Source organism: Slackia sp., assembly GCF_977041755.1.
The window spans coordinates 1-19,856 of sequence record NZ_CDRRGL010000022.1 but is presented as its reverse complement, the minus strand read 5'-3'; the positions used below and the strand labels follow the sequence as shown (position 1 = coordinate 19,856).

Sequence of the window (19,856 nt, the reverse complement as noted above, 5' to 3'; positions counted from 1 at the left end):
CGTCACCACATGCAGCGTGGTCATGATGAAGTAGCCAATGGCCACCGCCACCACGGAAATCACAGCTTCGGGCAGGCCGAACAACACGAACAGCGGTCGAATGAGAGCCGAAAACGCCGGCTCACCCAACCAACCCAAAGCAAGCGATGCAAGCGTAATGCCCAGCTGGCAGGCGGACAGATACTTGTTCACATTCAGGGCAATTTCCATAGCCGCCTTGGCGCCCGGCTTGCCCTCCTCTACGGCGAGCTCGAGCTGCGACTTACGCACACGCACGAGCGCGAATTCGGCGATGACGAAAAATGCGTTCATTGCCAGGAAAAATACGACGAGGATAAGGCTTATGCCAATAGACATGAGCGGAAATTCACCCTTTCAAAAAGGCCGTCTCGCAGACGGCCCAACCTTTGCAGATATGCGGTTCTTACTATTGCAATTCGTAACTATAACGAAAACGTGGCCATCCTATGCTATGAGGGGACGAGACTTTGCCCAACTGTTACAAAAACAGCAGCACCCCACGAGAAATGCGCAGCAACAAAGGAGCGGAACGAAAACGAAGGAATTCACCGAGAGCAACACGCGTAAACGCCCAATCCCCTGGCGGCAAATGCCCAGAAAGGGGGAGCCGCCACCGCGCATCGCGGCTCTCGCACGTGCCCTAATGGCGATGCATGAGCTTATCGCTGCCCGTTTTCCAGTTGAAGCGCACGCTCAGGCAGCGCAGCATGACCACGCAAACCACGCACAGAACCGCCGCGAGCGTATCCTGCGCGCCATATGCCACAAGCACCACGTACAAAAAAGAACCAGCCAGCGCAGCTACCGCATAAAAGTTGCTGGCTTTAAAAATACCCGGCACCTCGCCCAGCGCCACGTCGCGCAACGCGCCGCCGCCAACTGCCGTGAGCACGCCCAACGCTATGGACATCACAAAGCCGGCGCCGCAAGAGAAGGCCTTGCTCGCACCCGCCACGGCAAACAAGCCGACCGAAAGCGCATCGGCCACGAACACGCCGTAATCGATGCGGTCGAAAATCTGCCGAAAGAAGAACACCACCACGCACAAAGCAATGGCAGCAAGCAGCAAATACGGATGCGCCATAAAGTACACGCCATGGCTTTGCAGCAAAAAGTCGCGGAACATGCCACCGCCATAGCCCGTGACCAGCCCCAGCACCGTAACGCCTATGATATCGAGCTTCCGATCGCATGCAACGAGCGCGCCTGTAAGCACACCGGCGATAACCGACAAATAGTCGATGAATGCCGGAACCACGCCGCCGCTCGTCGAGATAAGCGTAAGTATATGTTGGGTGATGAAATCCACGATAGCCCCTCGGAAGGTCAAAAGACCAACGGCCCTAGTACGGCTCGTCGAGCGGAGCGTGCGCTTTTACATCGAGTGAAAGATCGGCGAACCTGCCTTGCGCAAATCTGTCGCGTGCAACTTCAGCAATCATGGCCGCCTGGTCGCCGCATGCCGAAAGCGGCGGCATGGTCAGACGAACGCCGAGCTTTCTGCACATCTTCTCGTAAGCGCCGCGCAGCATGGGGTTCGCCGCCACGCCGCCGCCAAGGCAGAATTCCTTCGCGCCCGTCTCGATGAGCGCGGCCTTCGCCTTCGCCACCTGCACATCGACCACCGCCGCCTCGAAACTCGCGGCGATATCGGGCATGTTCAGCTCACGACCAGCCTGCTGCTCCTTTTGAATATACGTGGTCACAGCGGTTTTCAAACCCGAGAGGCTGAAGCGCAAATCGCCCGAATGCATGAGCGCGCGCGGGAACGCGATGGCCTTGGGGTTGCCCTTCGCAGCGAGCTTGGAAATGATGGGGCCTCCGGGGTAGCCCAAGCCAAGCGCCTTCGCCACCTTGTCGAACGCCTCACCCACCGCATCGTCGATGGTGGAGCCCATGGTTTCGTAATCGCCCCAATCGCGCACGTGCACGAGCATGGTGTGGCCGCCACTTACGAGCGATACCACCATAGGGGGCTGCATGCCAGGTTCGGCAATGCGGTTCGCATACAGATGGCCCTCCAGGTGATTTACGGCGATAAGCGGCTTATCGGCACCCCATGCCGCGCCCTTCGCGAACGCAAGACCCACAACGAGCGCGCCCACCAGGCCGGGAGCATACGTCACGGCAACGGCATCGAGGTCGCGCCAGCGCACGTTCTCAACGCCCAGCGAGGCCGCAGCCGTTGCCAGGCACTCGTCGCACACGCCGCAAATCGCCTCGATATGCTTGCGGCTCGCGATTTCGGGAACCACGCCGCCGAAGCGCGAGTGGAAGTCGATTTGGCTGGCAACTACGTCGGAATGCAAGCCGCCTTGCCCGTCGATGATGCTCGCCGCGGTTTCGTCGCACGAGCTCTCGATCGCCAAGATAAGCGGGCGCTTCGAGGAATCGAGCTCAGCCGCGGTCGCTGCCGCTTCGCGCGGCGCGCCCGACACGGCGCTCACCTGGAGCTCCATGCCGGCAACAACGGGAGCCGCCGCCTCGTCATGCGCAGAAGCGCCCGGCGCGGGCAGCGGGCCCGTCATGATGACGGCGTTTTCGCGGTCGGAATAATAATGGGGACGCACGCCGATAATCGCCAAGCCGAGCTTTTCATAGAACGCCTGGGCGCCCACATTCGACTCGCGCACTTCAAGCGTCATTTCGGTAGCGCCCAAATTCCGCGCGTCGGAAGCAACGAGCGCAATGAGCTCGGCAGCAATGCCGCGGCGGCGATACGAAGGGTCGGTAGCGATTTTCAGAATTTGTACCTGGCCAGCGACGATCCATCCACCGCAATAGCCAACGAGCTTTTGCCCATCGTAGGCCGCCCACCACGTGCGGTCGCGACGCGGCAGTTCATCGGCAACAAGGGACGGGGACCATGCATCGCTTCCCATGCATTCGCGCTCCATAGCGGCAACGCTGGCAGCGTGGGCGGCGTCGAGCGGGCGGTACGCAATGCTCGCAGGGGCTTCGGCGATTTCCGCAACCACGGCGGCACGGTTCTCGATTGCGGCCGACACGACATCGGCATGCTGCACACCGGTCGACAAATCGCGCGGCGAGAGCGCATCGGATTTTTCGGGAGCTTCTTTCGCCAGGCGAATGCGCTCGTTTTCTTCAGCATCGGAAAGGCGCGTGTACACAGGCAGAAGCACCGAGGGGTCGCCCGGGCGCAACACCACGGGAGCCGCGCCCGCGTTCGCGCGAGCGGCGGCGGCATTCGATTCGCCATGCCACGCGGCAGACGAAAGATCGATATCGCCCACAACAAGGCCAGCCTGAGCCGCAAGCAGCAAACCTGCACCCGACACCGCCCACAAGTTCTCATCTGCGATGATGCCCAAAGGCTCGAATATTTCGCGGTATTTCACCAGGGCATCGCCGAGAATCGTCAAATCACCAGCTCGTTCAGAAAGCTTCGCCTCCTGGTCGGCGACCCATTCGCACGCAATTGCCGCCTTCACTACGGCATCGGTCGTAAGGCGGGAAATCTCGGAATCCGAAATTTCAAACAGCGCGGGGTACACTTCCTTGCGCATGGCATCGGCCGCAACGAGCACGCGGCCGCGCACCCCTTCCGCCCACGCGCGCCACGCGACGGCATCGAGCGTCGAGACGCCATACAACGGCACTTCGAGCGCCGAAGCGGCACCTTTGGCCGTGGCCATACAAATGCGCACACCAGTGAAGCTGCCGGGGCCGCGCCCGCACACGACCGCAACGATATCGCTTTTGGAAGCGTCCGCTTCGGCAAGCGTTGCGTCGACTTCATTCAAAAGGATGGTATTGCTCGCGCGATGCGCGGGAATTTCCCGGCACGCGAGTGGCTCGATGCTTGCGCCCTCAACGCGCCCAACACCAACGGCCACGACTTCATTCGCCGTATCAAATGCTAAAATGCACGCGCCGCGCGCGGCAGATTCGTTTTGCATGCTCAAGGTCCATGCACCTTTCATGGCGGCTCGGTGCCGCGAATTCATACCATACATAAAACGTACTGGCATTCTACCATCGCCCTGGCGGCGAGGCGGCTCATCCCCATCAATACAAAGAATCGCCCGCAGGCCACGCCCACGAGCGATTCTTTCGTCATATCAAAACGGCGGCTCCTTTTTTTCGGAAAGCGCCGCCCAGTTTTCCCATTCTCGCCCGAAACGATTCCCAAGATAATTCCTGGGCACCCCTTAAGCGTTCGCGCGACGAAGCGCCGGAACAGCCTGGCGAAGCGCGTGGGCCAGGCTCACGCCAATCACGATTTTAATGGCGTCGAGCAGAATGAACGGAGCGATGCCCGCAAGGAAAGCGGCCATGGGGCTCATTCCCGCAACAGCCATAAGCTGCGCCCAGCCACACACGTAAGAAATCGCGAGGAAAGCGAATGCAGCGACGTACTCGCGAACCAAGCCGAGAGCCTTCGACGAGGGAACCTTCCATGCCTTGAGCACAAGCGCCGCGGCAACAGCGCCCAGCACAAAGCCGATGATAAAGCCGCCCGTGGGACCCATGACCTTCGCAAGGCCGCCCGCCATGCCCGAGAACACCGGCACGCCAAGAGCGCCCAGGGCAACATAGCCAGCAACGCTTGCCACCGCTTCGCGCGCGGGGAGCAGCAGTACCACGAACGCGAGCACCATGGTCTGCAACGTGAACGGCACAGGACCCAAAGGCACCGTAACCCATGCGCCAATCGTGATAAGGGCAATCGCCAATCCGCAAAACGCGACCGACTCCGATCGCTTGAGCGTCTGCTTTTTCTGCATGAATGAAACCTTCCCTAGGTTCGAGAGCCACGCATTCACCGTGCGCGGTCCGTTAACAAATGCCTTAGCACTTTACCATGCGATAGTGCCGAACGGAACCCCGAATCGCCAACAAATAAAGAAGCCGCCCATAACAGGCGGCTTCATGCGAAATTGCGAGCGCGTACGCTGCTCCGTTCGCCAGATGGCAAACGTCTTCGAGATTTACTCGAGCGGCTTGGCTTCCATCGCATCGGCGAAGTATTCCTTCACCGGTTGCTCTCCGACGTCTTTCAGGTCGGCCTCGCCAATATGCCAGCACTGGGTTTTCGGCAGTCCTTCGACTTTGTCGGCGACGAAGACCGGGTCTTTGCCGGCATTGCGCTGCTCGGTGTAGTCGTCAAGCGCCTTAATGGCCCATTTGCCCAAAAGCAAAATAGCGATAAGGTTCACGATAGCCATGAAGCCCATGAAGATATCGGCAAGGTTCCATGCCAGATCGAAGCTGTTCACAGCGCCGAAGTAGATGATGACCAGGCACACGATGCGGAAAACCGTGAGCAGCACGGGGCTGTCATCCTTGATGAAGCGTAGATTGCTTTCGGCGTAGAAGTAGTTGCCGATAAGGCTCGAAAACGCGAACGCGAAAATGGCGAAGGTGATCACATGAATGCCCCACTCGCCCACCGAGTTGTTCACGGCCATCTGCACGAGCGGCATGCCGTTGAGCGCGGCGGCCGTCTCGGGGTCTTGCACGTAGAACACGAGCACCATCATGGCCGAGCAGGTGCAAATGAGCAGCGTGTCGATGTAGACCGAAAGGCTCTGGACCAGACCCTGCTTAACCGGGTGCGAAACGCTTGCAGTAGCCGCGGCGTTAGGAGCGGAACCCATGCCGGCTTCGTTGGAGTACAAGCCGCGCTTGATGCCCAGCATAACAACCGAGCCAGCAAAACCGCCAAAAATCGACTGGAAATCGAACGCCGACGCGAACATAAGGCCGAACACCGCGGGGAGCTCGCCGATATTGCTCACGGTAGTCCACACAGCAATCGCGATGTAAACAAGCGCCATAACGGGAACAACGACCGAGGTGATGATGCTGATGCGCTTCGAGCCGCCAAAGATGACGATGGCGGTCATAGCCGCAAGCACGATGCCACTCGCAATGGCGGCCTTCGTAGACATTTCGCCGTCGCCGGTGTAATACGTCAACGAGCTCGTAGCATTGAACGACTGCAGGCCGTTGAAGCCGAACGCGAAGCACAGGATGAGCAGCACGGCGAACACCACGCCCAGCCAGCGCTTGCCCAGACCCTGCTCGATGTAATAAGCCGGGCCGCCGCGAAATTCGCCGTCTTTGCCGCGAACCTTGAAGATCTGCGCCAAAGTCGATTCGACGAATGCCGACGCGGCGCCGACAATCGCCATAAGCCACATCCAGAACACAGCACCCGGGCCGCCCGTGGCGATTGCGGTTGCAACGCCGGCGATGTTGCCCGTGCCAACGCGGCTCGCAGTGGACACCATGAGCGCCTGGAACGACGAGATGGAATGCTTGCCGCCAACATGCTTCTTCTCGGTGAGCTGGGTGAACATGTCTTTGATGTAGCGAATTTGCACGGCCTTGGTACGAATGGTGTACCAAATGCCCGTTGCCACAAGCAGCGCCAGCAAGATGTAGGTATACATGAAGCCGTCGATTTCGCCTGTGACATCAATGAGGAATGCGTTGATGTCCACGTTGGGCCTTTCTTCGGTATGAAACATAACTGAAACATTTTACTCCGTTGCCAGACGTTTCAGGAGCTCAAATACCTACAGTTTTGCGGGTTGAAGAGCATGAAAAAGGGCCGAGCACATGCTCGACCCTTCATGAGCTTCGTTGTCGAAGGCGCTCCCCGATTCGAAAGCGCTTTAGTTCTTGAAGCTGTGGATAGGCGCAGGAATGCGGCCGCCGCGCGTCACGAACGCCTCGCAGCTCGTTTGGTTCACGGGGATGATGGGTGCATAGCCCATAAGGCCGCCGAACTCGGCCATGTCGCCCACGCCCTTGCCCTCGACGGGGATCACGCGCACGGCGGTGGTTTTCTGGTTCACCATGCCGATAGCCGCCTCGTCGGCGATAATGCCCGAAATGGTAGCCGCGGTGGTGTCGCCGGGAATGGCGATCATGTCCAGGCCTACCGAGCACACGCAGGTCATGGCCTCAAGCTTCTCGATGGTAAGGCATCCGTTGGCCGCAGCATCGATCATGTTCTTGTCTTCCGAAACGGGAATGAACGCGCCCGAAAGGCCGCCCACATAGCTCGACGCCATGATGCCGCCCTTTTTCACCTGGTCGTTCAGCATGGCAAGCGCCGCCGTGGTACCCGGAGCGCCCACCTGGGCCAAGCCGATTTTCTCGAGCACCTCACCCACCGAGTCGCCTTGGGCGGGCGTGGGGGCGAGCGACAGGTCGATAATGCCAAACGGCACGCCCAAGCGGCGACTCGCCTCCTGCGCCACCAGCTGGCCCACGCGTGTGATTTTGAACGCGGTGCGCTTAATGGTTTCGCATAGGAATTCGAAATCGCGGCCGATGGCCTCATCGAGCGCACGGCTCACCACGCCCGGGCCCGAAACGCCCACGTTGATAACCGCGTCGCCTTCAGTCACACCATGGAAACCGCCTGCCATAAACGGGTTGTCGTCAGGAGCGTTGCAGAATGCGACGAATTTCACGCAACCGTACGAATCATTGTCGGCGGTGGCATGCGCAATGTCTTTGATGATGTGGCCCAACAGCTCCACGGCGTTCATGTCGATGCCGGTTTTCGTGGAGCCCACGTTCACACTCGAGCACACGATATCGGTTTCGGCGAGAGCCTGCGGAAGGGAGCGAATGAGCAGCTCCTCGGCAGGGGTCATAGCCTTATTCACGAGCGCCGAATAGCCGCCCAGCAGGTCAACGCCCACTTCTTTGCCCGCGCGATCGAGCGTATGGGCGATTTTCACGAAGTCTTCCGACGTTTTGCAGGCCGAAGCGCCCACGAGCGAGATGGGAGTCACGGTGATGCGCTTGTTGACGATGGGAATGCCGAATTCACGCTCGATGGCTTCGCCTGTTGCAACCAGGTCGCGGGCGCGCGTGGTGATTTTGGCGTAGATGCTGTCGCAAAGCTCGTCCACGTTATCGCATGCGCAGTCGAGCAGGCTGATGCCCATGGTAATGGTGCGCACGTCGAGCTTTTCCTGCTCGATCATTTCATTGGTCTCGTGGACCTCTTGGATATTAATCATAGGTATACGTCTCCAAAATGATGAATTTGGGGTGGGCCGAGGCGGTTTCGCCTCATCGAAAATGCCCGAACTTCCGCGAAGCCTCGCAGCGCGGGCGCGCGAAACGCTGGCGCTGCCTTTGCCGAAGCCCGAGCCTTCTTGCCGACGAAAACGGTCGCCAGGTTAGATTCGATGCATGGCGGTGAAAATTTCCTCACGCTGGGCACGCACGCGCACGCCGATTTCCTCGCCCAGGCTTTCCAGCTCAACAGCCATCGCGCCGAAGCTTTCATCGGCGGCCGAATAGTCGACGATCATCATCATGTTGAAGAAGCCGTCGATGATGGTCTGCGAGATGTCGAGCACGTTCACCTTGTGGTCCGAGAGATACGTGCACACACGGGCAATGATGCCCACGGTGTCTTGGCCGACCACGGTGATGATGGCTTTGTTCATGGCATACCTTTCCAAAGGATCTTAAGCACTTTAGCGTAGTGTAGTATAGCGGTTCTCCGCTCACGTGCAGTTTATCGCCCAACCACGCAGAATGCACGAGTTGCGCGAGCAGAGCGCCGCGGCCTTCGGTAGCTGGGCGCTCGAGCAGCGCGAACGCTTTTTTGCATGAGCTCGTTTTGCTGCGTATAATGCTCGGGTTTGCACATTCCCGATGGCGGCGTTCGCATGGCCATCGTTTTCATTTTCGATTCCGACAGGAGCGCACGCATGAGCACCACGCCCAAAACCACCGAAGGCCGCGAGAAATTCGGCTCGCGCATCGGCTTCATTCTTATTTCGGCCGGATGTGCCATTGGCCTTGGCAACGTATGGCGCTTCCCATATGTATGCGGCGAATATGGCGGCGCGGCGTTCGTGCTGCTCTACCTGGTGTTTCTGGTAATTCTCGGCCTGCCTATCTTGGTTATGGAATATGCCGTGGGCCGCGCGAGCCAGAAAAGCTGCGCGCGAAGCTACAACATTTTGGAACCCGAGGGCACCAAATGGCATTGGTACAAATGGTTCGCATTCGCGGGCAACTACATTCTGATGATGTTCTACACCACCGTCGCCGGCTGGATGATCGCCTATGCGTTCAAAATGGCGACCGGCCAGCTCACAGAACTCGGCGCATCCGCTTCCGCAAGCGCATCGGGCGCTGCCGAGCAGGCGTTTTCCGCGCTACTCGCCGACCCGTTTCAAATGCTGTTCTGGATGGTCATTATTTGCGGCATCGGCTTTTTCATCGTTGGCCTGGGCCTGCAAAACGGCGTTGAACGCGTGACGAAGGTCATGATGGCGTGCCTGTTCGTGGCTATCGTGATTCTGGCCATCAATTCGGTTCTGCTGCCCGGCGCGCAGGCTGGTCTTGAGTTCTACCTCATGCCCGATTTCGGGAAGATGATCGAAAACGGCTTCGGCGATGCGGTATACGCCGCCATGGGCCAGGCGTTCTTCACGCTTTCCATCGGCGCTTCAGGCATGGCGATTTTCGGCAGCTACATCGGCCGCGACCGTCGCCTGACGGGTGAAGCGGCAAGCGTCGCCGGCCTTTCCACGCTCATCTCGCTGCTCGCGGGCTTGATTATTTTCCCCGCCTGCTTCGCCTATGGCGTTTCGCCCGATTCGGGCCCCAACCTGGTATTCGTCACGCTGCCGAGCGTATTCGACCAAATGTGGGGCGGCCAGCTGTGGGGCACGCTGTTCTTTATTTTCATGAGCTTCGCCGCGCTTTCCACCGTCATTGGTGTGTTCGAAAACATCGTGGCGTTCTGCATGGACCAATGGGGCGTCTCGCGCCGCTCGGCCGTGGCGATCAACGCCGTGCTCATCATCGTGCTTTCGGTGCCGTGCATTCTGGGCTTCAACGTGTGGCAGGGAGTGCAATTCCCCGGCATCGGCGACATTCAGAGCCTGGAAGATTTCATTGTCTCGAATAACGTGCTTCCGCTGGGCGGCCTGGTGTATGTGCTATTCTGCACGAGCCGCTACGGCTGGGGCTGGAAGAATTTCCTCACCGAAGCAAACACCGGCGCCGGTCCGCGCTTCCCGAAGTGGGCGCACGCATGGATCGCCTACGGCATTCCCGTGCTCATGGTGGTGATTTTCATCATGGGGTATATCCCGAAGTTCCAAATCTGGTTCGGATTGTAGAAGAGCACCTGCGACACCAGCGCGGCCGCGCTCAAAGCCTTCTTTCGAGAGTTAAACGCAGCCGGGCGGCACATAGCGAAGGAAGCGAGCGGTGGCGGGCGTGATTGCAGGGCGTCTGTCAGACGCCAAGCTGGACACATTGACGATTTAAAGCACTGAATAGCGGTTGATGCGCTCGGCGTCGGGCTCGCGCACGATGCGATGCTCGGCAATAAGATGGTTCAGAATAATAATGCCGCCTTCGACGATGCACCACTTTTGGGCCGGGTAAATATCTTCCCAAGCCTGCGGCACATTCCACGTAAGGTTTTTCACCACGTCGGCGCCCGTTGTGCCAGGGTGCTCGGCAATATACGCCGCCGCCTGTTCAATGCGTTCGCAATGGTGGTTTTTGAGCCACACCACGCGCTCGCGCCAATCGGGACGTATTTCGCCATGGGAATGCAGCAATCGAGATATACCCAGGTCACACACCTTTTGCAAGTTCGCCAAATAAATACCCATGGTATCGACGATTCCCAAGCGCAGGCCCAAGCCGGGCGAGATGGCAAACAAAATGTGGTCGCCGGAAAACAACAGACCCGATTCGCGATGGAAAAGCGAGAGGTGGCCTGGCGTGTGGCCCGCGGTATCGACGACCTCGAGCTTCGTTTGCCCTACCACAATAACGTCGCCTTCGGCAACGAATTTCAAGTTACGCCCCTCGGGCTTGAAGCTGGGAATGCCCATGCCGTAACGAGCCGATTTATGCACAAGGTCGCAATCGAACCCCTCGGCGCTTACCTGGGATTCAGTGATGCGCAGGTATTCGGCATCGCTTGAAGCGGCCATGAGATTGAAGTCGGTGAGGCTCAGGGCAATGGGGGCTTCCTTGGGAGCCGCATGATCGATGAGGCCGGCATGGTCCATATGCAAATGCGTCAAGAAAAACGACATGCGCGACTTGTCGATGCCGAGCTCGTCGATGGCCGCATCGAGCAGAGCGGCGCCTTCGGGCGTCGGCGCTCCCGTATCGACGGCCAAGCATTCGCCGCCGTCGCAAATAAGGTAGCAATTCGTCTCTGACGTGGAGATATTCAAAAACGGCACGCGCACGAGATACACATCGGGGCTCGAATTGATTTGGCGATAATGCTTGCCTACCGCATAGGGGGTTTCGTGGGCAAACGCGCCCGCACCCTTCAGCATGCGTTCGCTCGCCTCGGCAACGCCTTCGTTCATGCAGCCCCCTCCGTTATCATGCGCGGCCCGAACCGCGCCCAGTTCGTCCATCTTACGCAAACAATTCGAACTCGAAACGCATGAGCAAAAAGCGCACAATAAATAGTGACGAGCGGTGTTTCGCATGAAAACGCACGAAGTGCGTACCCTCTAGGATTTTTCCCTAGAAGACAGACCTTACGAACTTCAAAACACCAGTTCACAAATTCAGCAGGTTGGGTTCATTCCATTGGTCTCGATACAAGGTACGCACTTCGTGCATTTTCATGCGAGACGTCTTGCCGCAATGGCGGAAAATTGCGTCTTGCATGAGCTTGGAAGCCTTTCGACTGCAAGTTGTGCGCAGAAATTCATAACTCGAGTTTTTTAAAAAAGTTCTTGCATGCAATGTCGAGAACATGCAATATATTCGCCACGCTATCGCACGATAAAGCACGATAGCAACGGCACTATGCCGCATGTACACTCGATCGAAATTGAAGGAGGCTTGAGCGCATGACCATCGTTATCCGACAGACGCGACGACGATTCAGGAGCATGCCCTAGCCCTCTTGTGCCCCATATGCACTTCTTCAGGCAGCGCACGCTCCGTTCTCGAAACGCCGTGCGCTGCTTTTTTATTGCCCGGGTCAGGCGCGCGTGGCGTTTTGCGCCCGGCGCGTCGCACTCAGCTCGATCACTCGTCATTCCAAGAAAGGAAACAACCATGGGATCCAACAAGACCGCCTACACCTATCTGGCCGCAACCGTCGCTTTCGCCCTGTGCTTCTTCGCCATGTGCGAGGCTCCCGCAATTATTTCGCTCCTCTAGTTCAGAGCTCCGTTGTTTGAACGGGGCCAAAGGATGAGGATGCGGCATTTTCGTGGCGCGGGATTTCCCGTTCAAGTCGCATCAACATCCCTTGGCCCCGTTTTGCATTCTTGGCGCCGTTTTGCATTTCGGGTCGGCCGCCTGCGCCCATCGAATTGCTCAACCTAAAGCTTTTTCCTGCGGGCGCGAAAGGCGTCCATGGGCTCAATTCGCAGGCCATCCTTGTTGTAGCTCACCGCCAAATTCCCCTGGATGTTCGACACGAAGCCCGATTTGCCCAAGCCGTCGAGACAGGTTTCGATTGAAGCCGTTTCGATGCGCGCATCGCGGCCGAGCGCGAGCGAAAGCACTCGGTCGATTACGCGACGAGCAAGCGGGCGCTCGACTTGCGCCATGTCGGGCAAAACCAAGAAGCCCTCGCTCGGGAGCTGGCCCAACGGCCGCACCTTGGAAAGAAGCAGCTCGCGCGCCTGACTGCTGAGCATGTCGTCTTCTTCGGCGATAAGGTTCATCGTGCGCGTGAGCGTTTCAAGCAAGCGTGGGTTGCGCCCTTTGGCGCGAGGCACGATTTCGTGGCGCACGAACGCGCGGAAGTGGTCGGTATCGGCATTGGTGGCATCTTCGCGCCACAACTCGCCCGATTCGTCTCGCACGGCGCACGGGCGGTCCGCGATGAACGCGCGCAGGTCGTCGCGCCCCAGCTCGAGCAACGGGTGGCACACGCGCATGCCACCGATGTTCACGCAGTAATTCATGGAACGGAACCCGCCCGGGCCCGTGCCCACAATCGAGCGCATATAGAAGTTCTCCACGCGGTCGTCTGCGGTATGCGCAGTGTACACGCGCGCCGATTCTTCAGAAAAGCCCAGGTGGGAACAGGTGCTTTCAATCGCCTGACGCGCGGCTTTATACCGCTCGTCGCGCGCGATGGCCTCCATATTGCCACCTTGTCGCACGAGCGCCGACACGTCGATTTCGCACATGAACAACGGCAGGCCGAGCGTTTCAGCCAGCTTGGCCACAAATCGGGCGTCGCCTTCGGACGCCTCGCCGCGCAACTTGTGGTTCACATGCAGCATAACCGCCGCGCCCAGCTCGCCGGCGACCACCATATCGGCCACCACATATGCCAGCGCGCAGCTATCGGAGCCGCCGCTCACCATGGCCACCGCGAAAGCGTCGGCTCCCGCCATCTCGTGTGCGCGCACCGTGGCAAGCGCGTGATCATATACGGTTTTGTGCGCCATGGCGGCCCCTATCATCCAAAAGCGCCCAGCCGACGAATCGGCCAGGCGCCCATTTTCGAAAAACGTTCGTTACTGCGCAGCTTCAAAAATCTCGGAGAATTCATCCAGCAGGCGTTTTACTGGCAGGCCGACGATATTGTCGAAATCGCCATCGATGCTCTCGACCAGAGCGCGGCCGTCACCCTGAATGCCGTAAGCGCCAGCCTTGTCCATGGGCTCGCCGCCGGCAACGTATTCGGCGATAACTTCGTCGGTGAGTTCCTTGAACGTCACGCGGCTCGTTTCGGTGAACGTGCGGAAGCCCAGCGAAACCTCTTTATTGGGCGGCGCGCTCACAAGCCACACCGAAACGCCCGTAATAACCTGATGGGGACGGCCGGAAAGCTCGCCCAGAATGCGGCACGCGTCGTCTTCGTCGACGGGCTTGCCGTAGATTTTCCCGTTTGCCGCAACTACGGTGTCGGCGCCGATGATCGCCGCGGCACCCACGTATTCGGGATCGCCAAGCACCTGCTGCACAATGGCGCCCGCCTTGCGCTCGGCGAGCTTCTTGGCGGCTTCCTCGGGCTGGCGCAGCAAATCGGGTTCGAGAGATTCGTCCACATCGGCGCTCAGCACCGTGAACGAGACGCCCTCACGCTCAAGCAGCTCACGACGGCGGGGGCTCCCGCTTGCAAGAATGATTTCAACTTTCTGGGGCATGAACTTTCCTTTCCAGCGTTCTTTCGAACGAAGACTATGTCAATGTCACGCGGCAACGAAGCGCGACGTGCCACCCTTCGGTGAATCCGTACGCCGCGATGCACCTGGGCTCATTCCTGAAGCGCACCGCCCGCGAATCGCCGCACCAATCTTGTCTTACCTATATATACCTATCGCCGTTCGAGCAAAATAATATTCTCGGCGTGGCTCGTGTGCGGAAACATGTCCACCGGCTGCATTTCCACGATGCGCCAACCGCGCTCGGCAAGAAACGCCGCGTCGCGCGCCTGCGTTTGCGGGTTGCACGAAATGTAGACGATGCGCTTGGGCGCAAGCTCGCACGCAGCCTTGAGGAATTCCGGCGTGGAACCCGCACGAGGCGGATCCATCATGAGCACGTCGAGCGGCGCCCCCTCGTCGGCCATGCGGTGCATGTATTCGCCCGCGTCGGCCGCAACGAATTCGGCACGTTTGATGCCATTGTGGCGCGCATTGTTGCGGGCGTCGGCCACGGCATCGAGGCGCTCCTCAACGCCAATCACGCGTGCAGCGCCCGGATTGCCATCGACACCGCGCGCGGCCACAAGCCCAATCGTGCCCGTGCCGCAGTACGCGTCCATAAGCACCTCGACGCCCGTAAGCTTCGCCATCTCGATCGCACGACGATACAGCACTTCCGTTTGCGTTGAGTTGACCTGGTAAAACGATTTTGAGGAAATGCGGAAGCTCAGCCCGCACAGCTCATCGAGAATGAAGCCCGGGCCAAACAGCGTGCGTTCCTTATCGCCCAGGATCACATTCGTCTGACGCGTGTTCACGTTCTGCACGACCGTCGTGATGGACGGGTGCTTCTCGCGCAGAGCGCGCACGAAGCCCTTCGCGCCAGGGAATTGATCTTCACGCGTGACCACCGTGACCATGATTTCGCCCGACGTATGCCCGATGCGCACCTGTACATGGCGAAGGAAACCCTCATCGGTGTCTTCGTCGTAAGGCTCAATGCGGAAACGGCGCATGAGGTCGCGAATCGTAAGAATAATGCGCTTGGCTTCGCGATTTTCGAGCAGACATTCGTCAGAATCGATCACGCGATGCGTTCCGCGTTCGTACATTCCGCACAAAACACGCATTTGACGTGCTTTTTTGTCCCATATGCCAACATAGGGCGACACGACCTTGTTGCGATAGTAACGCGGGTCGTCCATGCCCAGGATAGCCCGCACCGCCGTTTCGGGGTCGAGCAAACCGTCGAAAAGGCCCTCGACTTCGTGCTGCTTGCGTTTCAGCTGTTCGGCATAAGGCACAGCAAGCCACTCGCAACCGCCGCATTTGCTGTCAATAGGGCAGAAAAACGCCCCTGGCGCAGCGTTTCCTCGAGCGCAGCCCGCGCGAAGCTCGCCGTTACGGCGGGCCGGCGCAGCCTTGGCGAACTTGATCGGTTTGCCCGATTTGGATGCCTTTCCCGATTTGTTCGGCTTGCTTGGCTTGCCCAGTTTGCTCGGTTTGTTTGACCTGTTCGCATCGCTCGGCTTGCCTGGCCTATCCAGATTGTTTTTGCCGGAACGGGCGTCCATCGAGCGATTTCCGCCCTTGTGATTCAGCTTCGTGCCATCGAAGGTCGCCAATTCGTTTTTCGCGGCCGCATCGCCCTTCGCGCCGCGGCCTTTCGACACGCGACGCTCGTCGACCTTTCCCGGTCGAGCACTCGGCTTGCGACGCTGAGCAGCAGCACCGCGCGCCGTAGATGAGTTTTTGTGATTTCCGCTTTTCATGCCTGCCATTCTACTATGCGACACCCGCGCGCGGCACCGTTCGCTCGCGGCAACACGCCCCGTACACAGGCATTTTCGCCGCACGCGCAACTCGCGTATAATTGGCGGCTGGAAAACCACGCCGCGTGACGGCGTTCAAAGGCCACCAAGAAAGGCCACCTATGTCATCATTTTTCAAAGACCTTCGCGAATTCTTATGGCTCTATCGCCAAGGATTCCGACCAACCGAATATCTTCGCAACTCCGACCGCATCTCGCTGCACGCCTGCGGATGGCGCGCAAACGGAAGCGGACGCATGAAAACGGCCCGCGACGCCGTCGCCTACCTCGAAGGGTCGATGCCCGAGCAGTGGCGCCAGGTATACTGCGGCCTCACGCCGTTCCTCGTGTCGGATCGAGGCAACGTGCGCCTCATCGACGGGTCCGAGCCGCGCATGATGCTCGCGAACGGGCGCTACCAAATCGCTTACAAGCCCGAAGAGCAGCACCCTTCGCGACGCGGCCGCCGCGGCGGCATGGCTCACAAGAAGCGCGTGTACCGTTCGGTGCTCGTGGCCATGGCGTTCCTCGATTTCAAAAAAGGCGATGCCGAGCATGAAGTTCATCACGTTAATGGATACCGCACCGACGATCGCCTGGTAAACCTCATGGTGCTCACGCACGACGAGCACACGCGCATCCACAACATGGGACCCTGCGGCTTAACTGCGCCGCTCGACGATGCCGTACGCGACGCCGGGCTTCTCGCAGAAGTGAAGCCCATGGGTACAATGAAGCTGCGCCGTGTAAAGAAGAAGGCGCTCAAACGCGCGCTCGAGACGCCCAAGGCGGCCAAAAACGCGATTACTGACGACAATGCGAATAGTAGCGAGGCGCTCGACGCCCCGGAGATTTCGGGCGGCGAATCGCAAAAACCGAACCGCGCGGAAATAACCCCCGTTGAAGCGCCTGCTGGCGCGTTTACCTGCAATCCTCTGCCCGTACTTGACGAAACGGGCGTATTCGCCACGCCCGAAGCGCCTGAAATCCTCGCCATAAAGCGCGCGGAAGAAGCCCAGCGCGAGGCCGAGAAACGCGCCGCCGAAGAAAAAGCGGCGGCAGAAGCGGCCGAGCTGGCGGCGATTCCCGCACGTGGCAACCATAAGGCCGAAGAGAAATCGAGCCTTCAAATGGCTGCCGAAGAGGGCATGGCCGAAGTAGCTGAAAAAATCGACGCCGCGTGCGTACGTTCGGGCGCCCGTGTGCAAGAGACGATTAACGGAGAAGGCCCGACCAAAGCGGCCAAGCGACGCGCAAGCAAAAAGCGCGCCGAAGCCCGTCGAGCCGAGGGAAAAGCAGCCCGGCGCGAGGCTCAAAAGCAGATTGCACGCGAAGAATCGCAGGTCGAAAGCGATATTCTCGACGAGGCAAGCATAGAAGCCGAGTGCGCGAGCGAATACCTCCAGGACGCCCCCATCGCGACAGTGGGCGAAATCGCGATTGAAGAAGGCGCCGCCGCAGAAAGCGAAACTGCTATCAAAGAAGTCGTCATCACCGCAGAAGGCGAACCCGACATCGATGAAGCCTCCATCGTCGAAGCATTGGCGGAAGCGGAGGCTTCCGATCGGATTGAACCTTCTTGCCAGAATATGTCTCCTTGTCAGAATATGCCATCTGACAAGGGAGTTTCTTCAGAGTTGCGCGCCTCTTCCGATGAGGTTGTCCCTGAAAAACAGGCATCTCCTTCGGAGAAGGCATCCCATTCAAAAGAGACCGACCCTTCAAAGGGAGCCAATTCTCCAAGGGAGGCCGCCGCTTCAAAACGACTCATTCCTTCAGAGCAGGTCGACTCTTCGAAACAACCCATTCCTTCTGATCAGACCAACCCTTCAGAACAAGCCGTTTCTTCAAGACGGGCCTCTTCTTCGAAGCAATCCTCTTCTTCGAGTCAGGCCGACCAGAAATCTGCTAAACGCTGCGAGCATTTAGCAGATCCGAAGCGCGATACGGCAGAGATCGATTGGATCGCCGCGCGCGAAGCACTTGCGCGCGAGACCAAGGCTTACCTGAAAGCGGCGCGCAAGCTTTCTCGCAAAGACGATGCCAGCAGCAAGCAGTTCGCTTCCGCCGCGAAACCGGTGTACAAGGCATTCAAGCCCTTCCTCACCTGTCCCGACGAAGTGTGCGCTTTCGACGCGTGCCTTGTCTGCATTCGCCTTATCGCGCAAGATGCGCAGACCCGCGCAAAACACGGCCAACCGGAGTTGCCGCAAACGACGCATTCGCTGCTCGGCAATTTCCAAAAGCTCATGAGGACTTCTGTGCGCAAGCTCATTCGCGACGACGAAATCATTGCCGCGTGCACCGAAGAATTGCTGCGCGAAGAAGCGGCCAAGCCGGTTTACAAATCGCTTCCAAATAGCCCATTGAAGCAAAGCCTTGATATCATCAACTCAAAGAAACCGAAGGAAGCGGCCGAGCTGGCTGAGGCGCCTCAGGCCAAACCCGAAGAAAACGCAGCAACGGAAGGCAGGGCTTCCGAGGGCAAGCGCCGTCGAAGGAGGCGCCGCAAGAAAGAACCCGCCGAAAACAAGGGGTCTGAAAAGCAAAACCGAAACGCGGAAGCCGAAGGAGACGCCAAAGCAAAAGCAACCCAGTAAGACTCGCAGAAAGGCACCATCATGAAGTTCATCGTTCGTTGGCTCATTACCGCCCTTGCCGTTGCGTTTACCGTTTGGCTCGTTCCTGGCATTGGGTTTGCCACGGCAGGCAATTCCGTCATCGACGTCGTGGCGTTCGCAATTGTGCTTGCCCTGCTCAATATGGCCGTGAAGCCCATTCTCCAAGCGTTGAGCCTGCCTATCACGGTGCTCACGTTCGGCCTGTTTTACCTGGTCGTGAATACGGCAATGCTATACTTGGCATCGGGCATTTCGGGCGGGCTGTTCGGCGTTGATTTCTATATCGCGTCATTCGGCAGCGCATTCATCGCGAGCATTGTGATTAGCATCGCAAGCTCGATCTTGAGCTCCATCATCGAATAGAACGGAAAGCGCGGCAATTCCCCAAAGCGCCGCAAGCTCGACAAAGCACGCCCCTGCGCAACGCCAGCGCATCAAAACGCCAACCCAACAAGAGGCGTCACCTCAAACAAAAAAAGGAGCCTTTCGGCTCCTTTTTTAATGCGCGTCGTTCTTACTCTTCGTCGCTCTTGACCCAGGAGAACATGTCGCGAATCTTCGCGCCCGTCTTCTCGATCTCGTGATTGTTGATGGCCTCACGCTGTTCGAAGAGCCACTTGTGACCGTTCTTGCAGTCGGCAACGAATTCCTTGGCGAACTCGCCGTTCTGGATGCGAGTGAGGATTTCCTTCATAGCCTCGCGAGACTGCTCGTTGATGACCTTCGGGCCGGCATAGTACTCGCCGTACTCGGCCGTGTTGGAGATGGAGTAGTTCATGAAGTGGATGCCGGACTCGTACATGAGGTCGACGATCATCTTCATCTCGTGATAGCACTCGAAGTACGCGAGCTCGGGCGGATAGCCAGCCTCGGTCAGGGTCTCAAAGCCAGCCTTCACGAGTTCAACGAGGCCGCCGCAAAGAACAGCCTGCTCACCGAAGAGATCTTCCTCGGTCTCCTGCGCGAAGGTCGCCTTGATGATGCCGGAACGAGCACCGCCGACGCCCCAGCAGTAGGACATGGCGATATCCCACGCATCGCCGGTAGCGTCCTGAGCGACGCAAGCCAAGTCGGGCACGCCAGAGCCCTCGGTGAACTGACGGCGCACGATGTGACCCGGGCCCTTAGGAGCGCACATGATGACGTTGACGTCCTCGGGAGCCTTGATGTAGCCATAGTGGATGTTGAAACCATGAGCGAAAGCGAGCGTGTCGCCAGCATGCAGGTGCGGAGCGATGTGCTGCTCGTAAACCTCAGGCTGCAGCTCATCGGGAATAAGAATCATG

15 protein-coding genes are annotated in these 19,856 nt (G+C 58.8%); 3 read left to right on the top strand and 12 right to left on the bottom strand.

Going from position 1 to position 19,856, the window contains the following annotated elements; all coding sequences use genetic code 11:
- From ACWI8T_RS03295 to ACWI8T_RS03265, 7 genes are all read right to left on the bottom strand, one after another.
- Nucleotides 1-357 (bottom strand): CNNM domain-containing protein (locus tag ACWI8T_RS03295; protein WP_449137924.1); only part of this gene is annotated, 357 nt, incomplete at its 3' end.
- A 304-nt stretch (nucleotides 358-661) separates the two neighbouring features.
- Nucleotides 662-1,330 (bottom strand): trimeric intracellular cation channel family protein, encoded by a 669-nt coding sequence (locus tag ACWI8T_RS03290; protein WP_281668457.1) that lies wholly within the window; start codon nucleotides 1,328-1,330, stop codon nucleotides 662-664.
- 34 nt (nucleotides 1,331-1,364) lie between these two features.
- Nucleotides 1,365-3,941 carry a tRNA (adenosine(37)-N6)-threonylcarbamoyltransferase complex transferase subunit TsaD gene (gene tsaD, locus ACWI8T_RS03285; RefSeq protein ID WP_449137926.1) on the bottom strand — a complete coding sequence of 859 codons (2,577 nt, stop codon included), beginning with the start codon at nucleotides 3,939-3,941 and terminating at the stop codon, nucleotides 1,365-1,367.
- A gap of 252 nt (nucleotides 3,942-4,193) precedes the next feature.
- Nucleotides 4,194-4,769, bottom strand: a complete 576-nt coding sequence (locus ACWI8T_RS03280) for a biotin transporter BioY (RefSeq protein WP_449137923.1) — start codon at nucleotides 4,767-4,769, stop codon at nucleotides 4,194-4,196.
- A gap of 204 nt (nucleotides 4,770-4,973) precedes the next feature.
- Entirely contained in the window at nucleotides 4,974-6,440 is a 1,467-nt protein-coding gene (locus tag ACWI8T_RS03275; RefSeq protein ID WP_449137925.1) for an alanine/glycine:cation symporter family protein, read from the bottom strand.
- A gap of 225 nt (nucleotides 6,441-6,665) precedes the next feature.
- On the bottom strand, nucleotides 6,666-8,030 hold the full coding sequence (locus tag ACWI8T_RS03270; protein ID WP_449137922.1) for a DUF711 family protein: 1,365 nt from the start codon (nucleotides 8,028-8,030) through the stop codon (nucleotides 6,666-6,668).
- Between the two features lie 162 nt (nucleotides 8,031-8,192).
- Nucleotides 8,193-8,465 carry an ACT domain-containing protein gene (locus ACWI8T_RS03265; RefSeq protein WP_114615240.1) on the bottom strand — a complete coding sequence of 91 codons (273 nt, stop codon included), beginning with the start codon at nucleotides 8,463-8,465 and terminating at the stop codon, nucleotides 8,193-8,195.
- Nucleotides 8,466-8,732: 267 nt separating this feature from the next.
- On the opposite strand from ACWI8T_RS03265, the gene ACWI8T_RS03260 reads away from it, so the two are divergent.
- A complete protein-coding gene (locus tag ACWI8T_RS03260; protein WP_449137921.1) occupies nucleotides 8,733-10,157 on the top strand; it encodes a sodium-dependent transporter in 1,425 nt (474 codons plus the stop codon).
- A gap of 147 nt (nucleotides 10,158-10,304) precedes the next feature.
- Here the strand turns inward: ACWI8T_RS03260 and ACWI8T_RS03255 are convergent, their stop codons facing one another.
- From ACWI8T_RS03255 to rlmD, 4 genes are all read right to left on the bottom strand, one after another.
- Nucleotides 10,305-11,378, bottom strand: coding sequence for an MBL fold metallo-hydrolase (locus ACWI8T_RS03255; protein ID WP_449137920.1), 1,074 nt, complete (start codon nucleotides 11,376-11,378; stop codon nucleotides 10,305-10,307).
- A 975-nt stretch (nucleotides 11,379-12,353) separates the two neighbouring features.
- On the bottom strand, nucleotides 12,354-13,436 hold the full coding sequence (gene tilS / locus ACWI8T_RS03250; RefSeq protein WP_449137919.1) for a tRNA lysidine(34) synthetase TilS: 1,083 nt from the start codon (nucleotides 13,434-13,436) through the stop codon (nucleotides 12,354-12,356).
- A 69-nt stretch (nucleotides 13,437-13,505) separates the two neighbouring features.
- A complete protein-coding gene (locus ACWI8T_RS03245) occupies nucleotides 13,506-14,138 on the bottom strand; it encodes a Maf family protein (protein WP_449137918.1) in 633 nt (210 codons plus the stop codon).
- A 170-nt stretch (nucleotides 14,139-14,308) separates the two neighbouring features.
- Entirely contained in the window at nucleotides 14,309-15,910 is a 1,602-nt protein-coding gene (rlmD, locus tag ACWI8T_RS03240; protein ID WP_449137917.1) for a 23S rRNA (uracil(1939)-C(5))-methyltransferase RlmD, read from the bottom strand.
- Nucleotides 15,911-16,071: 161 nt separating this feature from the next.
- Between rlmD and ACWI8T_RS03235 the strand changes: the two genes are divergently transcribed.
- Nucleotides 16,072-18,549 (top strand): HNH endonuclease, encoded by a 2,478-nt coding sequence (locus ACWI8T_RS03235; protein WP_449137916.1) that lies wholly within the window; start codon nucleotides 16,072-16,074, stop codon nucleotides 18,547-18,549.
- A gap of 21 nt (nucleotides 18,550-18,570) precedes the next feature.
- Nucleotides 18,571-18,933, top strand: coding sequence for a phage holin family protein (locus tag ACWI8T_RS03230; RefSeq protein WP_294376864.1), 363 nt, complete (start codon nucleotides 18,571-18,573; stop codon nucleotides 18,931-18,933).
- A 151-nt stretch (nucleotides 18,934-19,084) separates the two neighbouring features.
- Here the strand turns inward: ACWI8T_RS03230 and ilvC are convergent.
- The coding region (gene ilvC, locus ACWI8T_RS03225) for a ketol-acid reductoisomerase (RefSeq protein WP_449137915.1) at nucleotides 19,085-19,856 on the bottom strand (772 nt) is incomplete at its 5' end.

Excerpts from the sequence above, each read along its gene's own strand:
- ACWI8T_RS03230 (WP_294376864.1), top strand. The coding sequence starts at position 18,571 with ATGAAGTTCATCGTTCGTTGGCTCATTACCGCCCTTGCCGTTGCGTTT.
- ACWI8T_RS03270 (WP_449137922.1), bottom strand. The coding sequence starts at position 8,030 with ATGATTAATATCCAAGAGGTCCACGAGACCAATGAAATGATCGAGCAG.
- ACWI8T_RS03280 (WP_449137923.1), bottom strand. The coding sequence starts at position 4,769 with ATGCAGAAAAAGCAGACGCTCAAGCGATCGGAGTCGGTCGCGTTTTGC.
- ACWI8T_RS03275 (WP_449137925.1), bottom strand. The coding sequence starts at position 6,440 with ATGTATACCTACATCTTGCTGGCGCTGCTTGTGGCAACGGGCATTTGG.
- rlmD (WP_449137917.1), bottom strand. The coding sequence starts at position 15,910 with ATGAAAAGCGGAAATCACAAAAACTCATCTACGGCGCGCGGTGCTGCT.
- ACWI8T_RS03265 (WP_114615240.1), bottom strand. The coding sequence starts at position 8,465 with ATGAACAAAGCCATCATCACCGTGGTCGGCCAAGACACCGTGGGCATC.
- tsaD (WP_449137926.1), bottom strand. The coding sequence starts at position 3,941 with ATGCAAAACGAATCTGCCGCGCGCGGCGCGTGCATTTTAGCATTTGAT.
- ACWI8T_RS03260 (WP_449137921.1), top strand. The coding sequence starts at position 8,733 with ATGAGCACCACGCCCAAAACCACCGAAGGCCGCGAGAAATTCGGCTCG.
- ACWI8T_RS03255 (WP_449137920.1), bottom strand. The coding sequence starts at position 11,378 with ATGAACGAAGGCGTTGCCGAGGCGAGCGAACGCATGCTGAAGGGTGCG.
- tilS (WP_449137919.1), bottom strand. The coding sequence starts at position 13,436 with ATGGCGCACAAAACCGTATATGATCACGCGCTTGCCACGGTGCGCGCA.
- ACWI8T_RS03235 (WP_449137916.1), top strand. The coding sequence starts at position 16,072 with ATGTCATCATTTTTCAAAGACCTTCGCGAATTCTTATGGCTCTATCGC.
- ACWI8T_RS03245 (WP_449137918.1), bottom strand. The coding sequence starts at position 14,138 with ATGCCCCAGAAAGTTGAAATCATTCTTGCAAGCGGGAGCCCCCGCCGT.